The organism is Mesorhizobium sp. LNHC232B00, from assembly GCF_000502435.1.
GTDB classification, from domain to species: Bacteria; Pseudomonadota; Alphaproteobacteria; order Rhizobiales; family Rhizobiaceae; genus Mesorhizobium; species Mesorhizobium opportunistum.
Genome location: NZ_AYWP01000010.1, coordinates 146,957 through 158,130, shown reverse-complemented (window position 1 = coordinate 158,130; position 11,174 = coordinate 146,957). Strand labels below are relative to the sequence as shown.

The 11,174-nt window shown below is 63.7% G+C and carries 10 protein-coding genes and 1 pseudogene; 8 read left to right on the top strand and 3 right to left on the bottom strand.

Annotated elements, in window-relative coordinates; translation table 11 throughout:
* The first annotated feature begins 117 nt into the window (after nucleotides 1-117).
* The 4 genes and pseudogenes from X743_RS01000000168975 to X743_RS154015 all read left to right on the top strand — a co-directional run bounded on the left by X743_RS01000000168975 (nucleotide 118) and on the right by X743_RS154015 (nucleotide 2,705).
* Nucleotides 118-784: pseudogene (locus X743_RS01000000168975) on the top strand (YggS family pyridoxal phosphate-dependent enzyme).
* A 72-nt stretch (nucleotides 785-856) separates the two neighbouring features.
* The gene (locus X743_RS154005) at nucleotides 857-1,111 is read left to right on the top strand and encodes a type II toxin-antitoxin system Phd/YefM family antitoxin (RefSeq protein WP_023766035.1); all 255 of its coding nucleotides are present in this window, start codon (nucleotides 857-859) and stop codon (nucleotides 1,109-1,111) included.
* Nucleotides 1,111-1,512 (top strand): type II toxin-antitoxin system VapC family toxin, encoded by a 402-nt coding sequence (locus X743_RS154010; RefSeq protein ID WP_023766034.1) that lies wholly within the window; start codon nucleotides 1,111-1,113, stop codon nucleotides 1,510-1,512. The genes X743_RS154005 and X743_RS154010 overlap by 1 nt, the downstream gene beginning before the upstream one ends.
* Nucleotides 1,513-1,655: 143 nt before the next feature.
* A complete protein-coding gene (locus X743_RS154015) occupies nucleotides 1,656-2,705 on the top strand; it encodes an aldo/keto reductase (RefSeq protein WP_023766033.1) in 1,050 nt (349 codons plus the stop codon).
* Between the two features lie 50 nt (nucleotides 2,706-2,755).
* On the opposite strand, the gene X743_RS154020 is transcribed toward X743_RS154015, so the two are convergent.
* Nucleotides 2,756-3,658, bottom strand: a complete 903-nt coding sequence (locus X743_RS154020) for a LysR family transcriptional regulator (RefSeq protein ID WP_023766032.1) — start codon at nucleotides 3,656-3,658, stop codon at nucleotides 2,756-2,758.
* A 125-nt stretch (nucleotides 3,659-3,783) separates the two neighbouring features.
* Here X743_RS154020 and X743_RS154025 point away from each other — a divergent pair, with 125 nt between their 5' ends.
* On the top strand, nucleotides 3,784-4,965 hold the full coding sequence (locus X743_RS154025; protein WP_023766031.1) for an MFS transporter: 1,182 nt from the start codon (nucleotides 3,784-3,786) through the stop codon (nucleotides 4,963-4,965).
* Nucleotides 4,966-5,008: 43 nt separating this feature from the next.
* Nucleotides 5,009-6,043 (top strand): aldo/keto reductase, encoded by a 1,035-nt coding sequence (locus X743_RS154030; protein ID WP_023766030.1) that lies wholly within the window; start codon nucleotides 5,009-5,011, stop codon nucleotides 6,041-6,043.
* Nucleotides 6,044-6,199: 156 nt separating this feature from the next.
* Here X743_RS154030 and X743_RS154035 read toward each other — a convergent pair whose 3' ends face one another.
* Nucleotides 6,200-6,472 (bottom strand): usg protein, encoded by a 273-nt coding sequence (locus tag X743_RS154035; RefSeq protein ID WP_013892414.1) that lies wholly within the window; start codon nucleotides 6,470-6,472, stop codon nucleotides 6,200-6,202.
* Between the two features lie 313 nt (nucleotides 6,473-6,785).
* On the opposite strand from X743_RS154035, the gene acs reads away from it, so the two are divergent.
* Both acs and X743_RS154045 read left to right on the top strand, forming a co-directional pair.
* Complete coding sequence (acs, locus tag X743_RS154040; protein WP_023766029.1) at nucleotides 6,786-8,741, top strand: acetate--CoA ligase; 1,956 nt, start codon at nucleotides 6,786-6,788, stop codon at nucleotides 8,739-8,741.
* Entirely contained in the window at nucleotides 8,741-9,487 is a 747-nt protein-coding gene (locus tag X743_RS154045; protein ID WP_023766028.1) for an MOSC domain-containing protein, read from the top strand. The genes acs and X743_RS154045 overlap by 1 nt, the downstream gene beginning before the upstream one ends.
* On the opposite strand, the gene X743_RS154050 is transcribed toward X743_RS154045, so the two are convergent.
* Entirely contained in the window at nucleotides 9,488-10,756 is a 1,269-nt protein-coding gene (locus tag X743_RS154050; protein ID WP_023766027.1) for a cyclopropane-fatty-acyl-phospholipid synthase family protein, read from the bottom strand. It abuts the gene before it with no gap.
* Between the last annotated feature and the right edge of the window lie 418 nt (nucleotides 10,757-11,174).

Below are 11,174 nucleotides of genomic sequence, written 5' to 3'. Positions count from 1 at the left end.
GAGACGCTCGGCAGTTCAGGGAATGTGGTCCGGGTGTTCACCATGGTTTGGCAAACCCGTCAACCATATGGGCACCGCGTCGGCCAAAAACGCGGGTCAAAACAGCAGGATTTGCATATGGGCGACGCCGTTCAGCAGTTTTTTGCGGTCAAGGCGAAGATCGCCGGGGCCGAGCGCGAGGCTGGCCGCGAAGCCGGGACGGTGACGCTGGTCGCCGTCTCAAAGACCTTCGAGGCCGCCGACATCAGCCCGGTCATCGAGGCCGGCCAGCGCGTCTTCGGTGAGAATCGCGTGCAGGAGGCGCAAGGCAAGTGGCCGGCGCTGAAAGGAGCTTTCCCGGACATCGAGCTGCACCTGATCGGCCCGCTGCAATCGAACAAGGCCAGGGAGGCCGTCGCGCTGTTCGACGTCATCGAGACGGTCGACCGCGAAAAGATCGCCGCCGAACTCGCCAGGGAGATCGCCCGGCAAGGCCACGCGCCAAAGCTCTACGTCCAGGTCAACACCGGTTCGGAACCGCAGAAGGCCGGCATCGAACCGCGTGAGGCGGTGGCCTTCGTCGCGCGCTGCCGCGACGTCCACGGGCTCGCCATCGAAGGCCTGATGTGCATCCCGCCGGCCGACGAGAATCCCGGTCCGCACTTCGCGCTGCTGGAAAAGCTCGGCAAGGAAGCCGGCGTCGCCAAACTCTCGATGGGCATGTCCGGCGACTACGAGACNGACGGCGATCGCTTTCGGCGCCACCAGCGTCCGGGTCGGTTCGGCGATCTTCGGCAGTCGTTAGTCCCGCCCGGCACCAGCACATTTCCTGCTGCCTCACCATGCAAATGCTAGCCAAGCTAGCTAGGAGCATTTCATGAACTGGCACCTTCAGGACGCGAAGAACAATTTTTCCAAGGTGGTTCAGCGTGCGCGAAGCGAGGGACCGCAGACGGTGACGTTGCGCGGCGAGCGTGCCGCGGTGGTGCTCTCCGCCGAGGACTACGACCGTCTCGCTGGAAGGAAAAAATCGCTGGCCGAGTACCTTTTGACAGGTCCTGTCTGGGACGATGATTTCGCCGAAGAGGTCAACCGCCGCCCGAAGACGATGATCCGGGATGTCGATCTCTGATGTATCTGCTCGACACGGACATCGTTTCGGATGTGCAGAGGCGATTGCCCAAGCCGACTGACTGGCTGGCATCGGTGGACCCGGCATCGGTCAATCTCAGCGTCATTACGCTTGGAGAGATCGAGCGTGGGATCACCAAGCTGCGCAAGGCCGAACCCGAAAGGGCAACACGCCTCGATCTGTGGCTGCGAGAGCTTCGGCGGGACAATGCCGACCGTATTCTTGCCGTTACCGAAGATGTCGCGTTGGCTTGGGGCCGTATCACGGCCCGCCGCACAAGAGGCAGCGCCGATACCCTCATCGCGGCAACCGCCCTTGTCCATGATCTTATTCTGGTGACGCGCAACACCGCCGACTTCGATGATACAGGCGTGACGGTGCTCGATCCCTGGAACGTCTAAGCTCGTTCGTCTGCTTTTCGAAGCGTTCCATCTACGCTCACGCGCATTGGGCCAATCTCAAGCGGTCGTTACGCCAGCCGTGGAAACGAAACGTACCGTTCCTATTTGATTAGTGTCATCACAATTCTCCTGGAGCCTTCGCCATGCGTTACAATCAGCTTGGAAATACGGGGATGTTCGTCTCCGAACTTTGCCTCGGCACCATGACCTTCGGCGCCGCCGGCGAAAACGCCCAATGGGGCCTGATCGCCAGCCTCGACCAGAAGGGCGTCAACGAGATCGTCGGCCGCTCGATTGCCGCCGGCGTCAATTTCTTCGACACGGCCGATGTCTACTCCTTCGGCCAGTCCGAACGGCTGCTCGGCCAATCGCTGAGGGATCTCGGCGTTGCCAGATCGAGCGTGGTGATCGCCACCAAGGTGCATGGCGCGATGGGCGACGGGCCGAACCAGCGCGGCTCCTCGCGCGGCCACATCATGGATTCGGTCGATGCTAGCCTCGAACGGCTGCAGCTCGACCACATCGATCTCTATCAGCTGCACGGGACCGACACGGTGACGCCGATCGACGAGACGCTGCGGGCGCTCGATGATCTGGTTGCCAGCGGCAAGGTCCGCTATGTCGGCGTTTCCAACTGGCAGGCCTGGCGCATCGCCAAGGCGCTCGGCATCGCCGACGCCAAGGGTTTTGCCGGCTTCGAGACCATCCAGTCCTATTATTCGATCGCCGGCCGCGACCTCGAACGCGAGATCGTGCCGCTCATCAACGAGGAGAAGCTCGGCCTGATGGTGTGGTCGCCCATGGCCGGTGGCCTGCTGTCCGGCAAATACGGCCCCGGCGCGCCCGGCAATGGCGAGGGCCGCCGCGCGTCCTTCAACTTCCCGCCGGTCAACGAGGACCGCGCCTGGGCGGCTGTCGCCGTCATGCGCGAGGTCGCCAGGAAGCATGATGTCAGCGTTGCCACAGTGGCGCTCGGCTATGTCCTGGCCAAGCCTTTCGTGATGAGCGTCATCATCGGCGCCAGCCGCATGGAACAGCTCGAACAGAACCTTGCGGCGACTGAAGTGAAGCTCGACACCGATGATCTCGCCCGTCTCGACGAGGTCAGCGCGCTGCCGGCGGAATATCCCGGCTGGATGGTCGAACGCCAGGCGGCCGGCCGCCGACCGGAGCCGTTCACGCCCAAAGCATAACGCGGCCGACGAAGGCTATCCCGGGAGTCGGACGGCTCCCGGGTATCACTTCAGGCCATCCGCACGGTCTCGACCAGAAAATCGAGAAAAGCCCGCACTCTGGCCGGCAGGTGCTTGCCGTGGCCGACATAGACGGCATGTGTCGGTTCGACATCGCCAGGGTTGAAGTCTTCCAGCAGCGGCATCAGCCGGCCGGCGACAATATCGGGCTCGACATGCCAGCGCGCCAGCCGGGCAATGCCCGCACCCGCAATCGTCATCAGCCGCATCGCTTCGCCGTCGCTGACCATCGCATTGCCGCTGGCCGGAACCGTGAAGGACGTACCGTCGGTGAACGGCCAACCGTCGCTGTACCGGGCGAAGCCGAAGGCAAGGCAATTGTGACGGTCAAGTTCGGCAGGCAGGCGCGGTGTCCCACGCGCTCCAAGATAGGACGGGGCGGCAACCACCACCATCGGGCTTTGGCCTAGCTTGCGTGCCACCAGCCGTGACTCGCCGAGCTGCCCGGCCCGGATGGCGACATCGGCACGCTCCGCCATCAGATCGATGACGCTGTCGGTCAGCACCAGGTCGACCGATATTTCGGGGTAGCGTTCGAGGAAGCGCGGCAAAAGCGGAATCAGCCGGTGCACGCCGAAGGGCACGTAGGTGTTGACCCGCAGCCGCCCGCGCGGCGCAGCACCCGCCGCCGCCTCGCGCTCGGCCGCCGCCATGTCGGCCAGGATGCGCAGGCCGCTCTCGTAGAACGCGCTGCCTTCCGGCGTCAGCTGCAGCTTGCGCGTCGAGCGGCTGACCAGCCGGGCGCCGAGCCTGGCTTCCAGCCGGGCGATCAGCTTGCTGACCGCCGATGGCGTCATGCGCAAGGCGCGCGCCGCGGCCGAAAAGCTGCCCGCCTCGACGACGCGCACGAAGACTTCGATCTCGCCGGAACGGTTGATGTCGGATCTGGCCATCTGTGAATCTATTTCACAGAAAATATGCCTGGAGCAAGTCTGGTTCACAATGCACGGCAACACGATCTTCCGGGCCGGGCGCGGGTTTGGACAAGGCGCTCGTCATCGCCGAAGTGGGAACCACCATGCCTCTTGCTCTCTACGCCCTCGCCGCCGGTGCCTTCGGCATCGGCGTCACCGAATTCGTCATCATGGGTCTGCTGCTCGATGTCAGCAAAGACCTTGGCGTCTCGATCTCGGCCGCCGGCCAGCTCATTTCGGGCTATGCGCTGGGCGTCGTCATCGGCGCCCCGCTGCTCACCATCGCCACCGGCAATTGGCCGCGCAAGACCGTGCTGCTGGCGCTGATGGCGATCTTCACGCTTGGCAATCTCGCCTGTGCGCTGGCGCCCGACTACTGGACGCTGATGGGCGCCCGCGTCATCACCGCCTTTGCCCACGGCACTTTCTTCGGCGTCGGCTCGGTGGTCGCCACCGGCCTTGTCGCACCCAACAGGAAGGCTTCGGCGATCGCCTTGATGTTCACCGGCTTGACCATCGCCAACATCCTCGGCGTGCCCTTCGGCACCTGGCTCGGCCAGGCTTTCGGCTGGCGCGCGACCTTCTGGGCGGTAACCGCGGTCGGCCTGGCGGCCTTCGCCGTCATCCTGGCCCTGGTGCCGCGCAGCCGGACAGCACCCGAGAAGAGCGACCTGCGCGCCGATCTCGCCGTGCTGCGCCGCACGCCCGTCCTGCTTGGCCTTGCCACCACCGTGCTTGGCTATGCCGGCGTCTTCGCCGTCTTCACCTACATCGCCCCGCTGTTGACCGAGCTCTCGGGCTTCAAGGAAGCGGCGGTATCGCCGATCCTGCTCGTCTTCGGCGGCGGTCTCATCGCCGGCAATCTCGCCGGCGGCAAGGTCGCCGACCGCTGGCTGGTGCCGTCCGTGCTCGGCAGCCTCGTCGCGCTCGCTTTGGTGCTCGTAACCATGAGCTTCGCCATCCACAGCCAGGTGATGGCCGTGATCTATGTCGGTCTGCTCGGTGCCGCCGCCTTCGCCACCGTCGCGCCGCTGCAGATGTGGGTGCTGGAAAAGGCCCAAGGCGCGGGCCAGAGCCTTGCCTCGTCCTTCAACATCGCCGCCTTCAACCTCGGCAATGCCGGCGGTGCGTGGCTTGGCGGCGCGGTCATTGCCCACGGCCTCGGCCTTGGCGCGCTCACCTGGGTCGCCGCCCTGCTGCCGGTCGCGGCCCTCGGCGTCGCCGGGCTGGCGCTGCGCCTCGACCGCAGCGCCTCGCTCGGCACGCCCGTCAGCATTCGCCCGTAAGGTTCGCCCGCAATCCGTTTTCGATATCATCAGGAGTAGAAAAATGGACTATCGACCTCTCGGCGCATCGGGCCTGAAAGTGCCCGCACTTTCATTCGGCGCGGGAACCTTTGGCGGCTCTGGCCCGCTGTTCGGCGCCTGGGGCAACAGCGACGCCAGGGAAGCGCGCCGGCTGGTCGACATTTGCCTCGAGGCCGGCGTCAATCTGTTCGACACCGCCGACGTCTATTCGAACGGCGCCTCGGAAGAGGTGCTCGGCGAAGCCATAAAAGGCCGCCGCGACGCCGTGCTGATCTCGACCAAGACCTCGCTGCCGATGGGCGACGGACCGGCCGACTACGGCTCGTCGCGTTCGCGGCTGATCAAGGCTGTGGACGCCGCGCTGAACCGTCTCGGCACCGATTACATCGACCTGCTGCAGCTGCACGCCTTCGACGCCGGCACGCCGATCGACGAGGTTTTGTCGACGCTGGACGCGCTCGTGCGCGCCGGCAAGCTGCGCTATGTCGGGGTCTCCAACTTCTCCGGCTGGCAAGTGATGAAGTCGCTGGGGGAAGCGGATAAGCATGGCTACCCGCGTTATGTCGCGCACCAAGTCTACTATTCGCTGGTTGGTCGCGACTATGAATGGGAACTGATGCCGCTCGGCCTCGACCAGGGCGTCGGCGCGCTGGTGTGGAGCCCGCTTGGCTGGGGCCGCCTGACCGGCAAGATCCGCCGTGGCCAGCCTCTGCCGGAAACGAGCCGGCTGCACGACACCGCGAGCTTCGGTCCGCCGGTCGAGGACGAGCATCTCTATCGGGTGATGGATGCGCTTGATGCGGTGGCGCAGGAAACCGGCAAGACCGTGCCGCAGATCGCCATCAACTGGCTGCTGCAGCGCCCGACCGTGTCATCGGTCATCATCGGCGCCCGCAACGAGGAGCAGCTGCGCCAGAACCTCGGCGCCGTCGGCTGGACGCTGACACCGGAGCAGATGAAAAAGCTCGACGCCGCCAGCGAAGTCACCGCACCCTACCCGTACTTCCCCTATCGACGCCAGGAGGGATTCGCCCGGCTCAACCCGCCGGCGGTCTGAACCCCCCGCAATTAACGAGAGACTCGCGGGACAGCGCCCCCCCTCTCGATACTGGCGAAAGTCGTCACGACATCCAATCTCCCCCCTTGAGGGGGAGATGTCCGGCAGGACAGAGGGGGGCGCCGTAGAGCCCCAACCTCAACAAACCAACTCGCCTCAGTGCAGCACGAACTCGCCATCCACCTTGCGCCACTCGTTCGGCGCGATCAGTTTCTGGTGCGTGTAGCTGATCGAGTGCAGCGGCCCGTCGAGCTTGGCTTTCCAGAACTCGATGAATTTGATCAGCACCGGAAACTTCGGCGCGATGTCGTAGTCCTGCCAGATAAAGCTCTGCAGCAGATGCGGGTGATCGGGAAAGTGGTACAGAATCTTGGCCGTGGTCAGGCCATAGCCTTTGAGCATCAGGTCCATTTCGGCATGATCGCGCATTGCGGTCCCCCTGGGCGGTCCCTTGTTGATTCTCCTCTCCTCCCAAGGCCGATTGTGCGCGCCGTTGATTAACCGTCTATTGATTTTTTCTTCATCGAAACCGGCTTTAGCACGCGAAAACATGCAGTTAGCAGCGCGCTGGGCTGAGTGCTGACAGCCCTCCAAAGCCCGCCTGCGGCATCCCGCCGCGCGAATCCAACGTCTAATATTGCCGTAACGGCGGAACTGGTAATAATGCCGCCGAATTCGCGGTCGTGTCGCCGCGATCCCGCCGGCATTTCAAGCCGGCGATGGTTCGGGAGGAAAGTCAGGAATGTCCGAGGTTCATGTCCATCGCATCCAGCCGGCGTGGAAGAAGAATGCGCTGATCGACAACGATACCTACCTGAAATGGTATGCCGACAGCATCAAGAACCCGGACAAATTCTGGGGCAAGCACGGCAAGCGCGTCGACTGGTTCAAGCCCTACAGCAAGGTCAAGAACACCTCCTTCGACGGCAAGGTCTCGATCAAGTGGTTCGAGGACGGGCTGACCAACGTTTCCTACAATTGCATCGACCGCCACCTCAAGAAGCGCGGCAACCAGACCGCCATCATCTGGGAAGGCGACAATCCCTACGACGACAAGAAGATCACCTACAACGAGCTTTACGAGCATGTCTGCCGGCTCGCCAATGTGATGAAGAAGCACGGCGTCAAGAAGGGCGACCGCGTCACCATCTACATGCCGATGATCCCGGAGGCCGCCTATGCGATGCTGGCCTGCACCCGTATCGGCGCCATCCATTCGATCGTCTTCGGCGGCTTTTCGCCGGATGCGCTGGCCGGCCGCATTGTCGATTGCGAATCGACCTTCGTCATCACCGCAGATGAGGGCTTGCGCGGCGGCAAGCCGATCCCGCTGAAGGACAATACCGACAAGGCGATCGACATCGCCGCCAGACAGCATGTGATGGTCAAGAACGTCGTCATCGTGCGCCGCACCGGCGGCAAGATCGGCTGGGCTCCGGGCCGCGACGTCTGGTACCACGACGAGGTCGCGACGGTGAAGGCCGAGTGCAAGCCGGAGAAGATGAAGGCCGAGGATCCGCTGTTCATCCTCTACACCTCGGGCTCGACCGGCAAGCCGAAGGGTGTGCTGCACACCACCGCCGGCTACCTCGTCTATGTCTCGATGACGCACCAATATGTCTTCGACTACCATGACGGCGACATCTACTGGTGCACCGCCGATGTCGGCTGGGTGACCGGCCACAGCTACATCGTCTATGGCCCGCTCGCCAACGGCGCCACCACGCTGATGTTCGAGGGCGTGCCGAATTACCCATCGCAGTCGCGCTTCTGGGAAGTCATCGACAAGCACAAGGTCAACATCTTCTACACCGCGCCGACGGCGCTGCGCGCGCTGATGGGCGCGGGCAATGACCCTGTGAAGAAGACCTCGCGCAAGTCGCTGCGCGTGCTGGGCTCGGTCGGCGAGCCGATCAACCCGGAAGCCTGGGAGTGGTATTTCAACGTCGTCGGCAACGGCAAGGTGCCGATCGTCGACACCTGGTGGCAGACCGAGACCGGCGGTATCCTGATCACGCCGCTGCCAGGTGCGACCGACCTCAAGGCGGGTTCGGCGACGCGGCCTTTCTTCGGCATCGAGCCGCAATTGGTCGACGGCGAAGGCAAGGTGCTGGAAGGGGCGGCCGACGGCAACCTCTGCATCACCGATTCCTGGCCGGGCCAGATGCGCACCGTCTATGGCGATCACGACCGTTTCGTGCAGACCTATTTTTCCACCTACAAGGGCAAGTACTTCACCGGCGACGGCTGCCGCCGCGACGCTGACGGCTACTACTGGATCACCGGCCGTGTCGACGACGTCATCAACGTCTCCGGCCATCGCATGGGCACGGCCGAAGTCGAATCGGCACTGGTCAGCCATGAGAAGGTCTCCGAGGCCGCCGTCGTCGGCTACCCGCACGACATCAAGGGTCAGGGCATCTACAGCTACGTCACCTTGATGAAGGGTGCCGAACCGACCGAAGAGCTGCGCAAGGAGCTTGTCGCCCATGTCCGCAAGGAGATCGGCGCCATCGCCTCGCCCGACAAGATCCAGTTCGCGCCCGGCCTGCCCAAGACGCGTTCCGGCAAGATCATGCGCCGCATCCTGCGCAAGATCGCCGAGGACGATTTTGCCGCCCTTGGCGACACCTCGACGCTCGCCGATCCAGCCGTGGTCGACGACCTGGTCGCAAACCGGCAGAACAAGAAGGGGTGATGCGGGACGCGGCCTTGCTCGGCACTGTCAGCGAACTCTGGCGCTATCCGGCGAGCTCGCTCGCCGGCGAACGCCTGGAGGCGATCTCCGTTGCACTCGAAAGCATCGAGGGCGACCGCATCTTCGGCCTGGTCGATGCATCCGACAACGAGATCGCCCGGCCGGACCGGGCCGAGAAATGGCACAAGGTGCCGTTGATCCGCACCCGGTTGAACCCCGCTCGCCAGCTTGAGGTCGCCGTCCCCGACGGCGAATGGCTGTCTGCTCCCGGCGTCGAGAGCGACCGCGCGGTGTCGGCCTATCTCGGCTTCGAAGCCTCGCTCCGGCCGTTCAGCCAGGAGAATGCGCCTGGCTATTCCGGCCCAATGACGGCGGAACGCTACCGCAAGGCGCCCATTCATCTCTTGACCACGGCTTCGCTGGCGCGCCTGAAGGCATTGCATCCGGAAGGCGCCGCCGACCCGCGCCGCTTCCGCCCCAACATCGTAGTCGACATGGCGGCGATCGAAGGCTCTTTTCCGGAGACGGAATGGATCGGCCGCAAGCTGGCGATCGGCGATCTCCTGCTGACCATCTCCGAACCATGCCGCCGCTGCGGCTTCACCATCATCGCCCAGGACGGCTTCGACAACGATCCCGGCATCCTGCGCAACCTGGTCCGCCACAACGCCCATAACCTCGGGGTGTATTGCACGGTCGACAGGCCGGCACGTGTCGCTGTCGGCGACACGATGCGGTTCGTATAACTACGGATAAAGATCCGCCCGCGTCGGCGGCAGGCCGCTGGGCCCCCGTGCGCGCTTGGTGACGACGGTCTGGAAAATCTGCGCCGAGGCGCGCTCGAAGGTGATCGAACACCCGGTCAGATAAAGCAGCCACAGCCGCGCCTTGGCCTCGCCGACCTCGGCGATTGCCTCATCGAAGCGATCCTGCAGCCGCTCGGCCCACAGCCTGCAGGTGCGGGCATAATGCTCGCGCAAATTCTCGACATCGTAGACGAGAAAACCGTGCGCCTCCAGATTGCCGGTTGTCATGCCGATCGTGTCGAGTTCACCGCCGGGGAAGATATATTTGAGCAATGCCTTGTATTCCGGTCCCTTGCGCAGGGTCTTCTTCATGTCGCCCTTGCTGCGCCTGGTGATGGCGTGATGCAGATAGATGCCGCCCGGCTTCAGCAGCCGGTGGACGGTGGAAAAGTAGGCGGCGTGGTTGGCGATACCCAGATGCTCGAACATGCCGATCGACGATATCTTGTCGAAAGAGCCGGTGAGCTCGGCATAGGATTTGATCTCGATGGTGATGCGGTCCTCCAGCCCCTCGGCGCGGATGCGCTCGCGGGCAAGATCGGTCTGGGCCTGCGACAGCGAGACGCCGTGACCGACGACGCCGTAATTCTTCGCGGCATGGATCAGCATGGCGCCCCAGCCACAGCCGATGTCGAGCAGCTTTTCGCCCGGTTTCAGCCGGAGTTTTCGGCAGATGTGGTCGAGTTTGTCGGCCTGCGCCTGGTCGATGCCGTTGGCGAAATCCTTGAAGTAACCGCAGCTGTAGACCATGCGCTCGTCGAGGAAGAGCCGGTAGAAGGCATTCGAAATGTCGTAGTGATGCTGGATCGCTTCCTTGCTCGAACCGCTGACATAGGGATTGCGCCCGGACAGATCGGTCCGCGCGCTCATCTGCTTGCGTGACAAAAGCACGGAAGGCAGGTCGCGCAGGATCGCCAGCTTCGGCAGCGACTTGAGCTTGGTCCGCAGCTTGCCTTGCGACGGCAGGGCATAGAAATCGAACAGCGTCCCGTCTTCGATGTCTATGGTCTTGGAAATCCACATCTCGATCAGCGTCGACAAAGACGGTCGCCTCACAACCTGCCAGACGATGTCCTGGTCGTTGACGGTGAGCACTGGCCCGCCGGCGGGGCCGATCCGCTCGCCGGTCCACAGCCTGACGGCAAAACCGGGCTTCAGCGTTTCGATCACCGTTCGAACGACGCGCGCGGCTTTCTCGGTAGCGTCCATGCTCCCTCCCTGCGGCTCGATGACGCGATCTTGTCCATTTGGCGCGCGGATCGCAAGCGCAATGAAATGCCCGCCGCAGTTCCGGCAGGGTGCCTTTTTCAGCATGGCATCTTGTCATTTGCTGCAACGCACCCCATCATGTCCATGTGTTCAACAAATCGAAAGGAGGTGATCCGATGTCGAGTGATTTCGTTTTCCAGAACGTGGCCTCGCAGGATTGCACTTTCGGGAAGCAGTCTTCCCGTTAAGGCGCGAGATGCGCGGAGGGTGACCCTCGGGTCGCCGCCACAGGCCGCGCCATGGACGGAAACACGGAAGGCCGCCGGCTTCGCAAGAAGCGGCGGCCTTTTCCTTTTTGGGGCGAGCCTACTTCGTCAGCGCCAGGGTTTCGATGTTGCGGGCGATCGTCTGGCGACGT

What these genes read in the sequence shown, in the direction of transcription:
- X743_RS154005 (WP_023766035.1), top strand. Translation starts at nt 857, where the DNA reads ATGAACTGGCACCTTCAGGACGCGAAGAACAATTTTTCCAAGGTGGTT.
- X743_RS154010 (WP_023766034.1), top strand. Translation starts at nt 1,111, where the DNA reads ATGTATCTGCTCGACACGGACATCGTTTCGGATGTGCAGAGGCGATTG.
- X743_RS154015 (WP_023766033.1), top strand. Translation starts at nt 1,656, where the DNA reads ATGCGTTACAATCAGCTTGGAAATACGGGGATGTTCGTCTCCGAACTT.
- X743_RS154020 (WP_023766032.1), bottom strand. Translation starts at nt 3,658, where the DNA reads ATGGCCAGATCCGACATCAACCGTTCCGGCGAGATCGAAGTCTTCGTG.
- X743_RS154025 (WP_023766031.1), top strand. Translation starts at nt 3,784, where the DNA reads ATGCCTCTTGCTCTCTACGCCCTCGCCGCCGGTGCCTTCGGCATCGGC.
- X743_RS154030 (WP_023766030.1), top strand. Translation starts at nt 5,009, where the DNA reads ATGGACTATCGACCTCTCGGCGCATCGGGCCTGAAAGTGCCCGCACTT.
- X743_RS154035 (WP_013892414.1), bottom strand. Translation starts at nt 6,472, where the DNA reads ATGCGCGATCATGCCGAAATGGACCTGATGCTCAAAGGCTATGGCCTG.
- acs (WP_023766029.1), top strand. Translation starts at nt 6,786, where the DNA reads ATGTCCGAGGTTCATGTCCATCGCATCCAGCCGGCGTGGAAGAAGAAT.
- X743_RS154045 (WP_023766028.1), top strand. Translation starts at nt 8,741, where the DNA reads ATGCGGGACGCGGCCTTGCTCGGCACTGTCAGCGAACTCTGGCGCTAT.
- X743_RS154050 (WP_023766027.1), bottom strand. Translation starts at nt 10,756, where the DNA reads ATGGACGCTACCGAGAAAGCCGCGCGCGTCGTTCGAACGGTGATCGAA.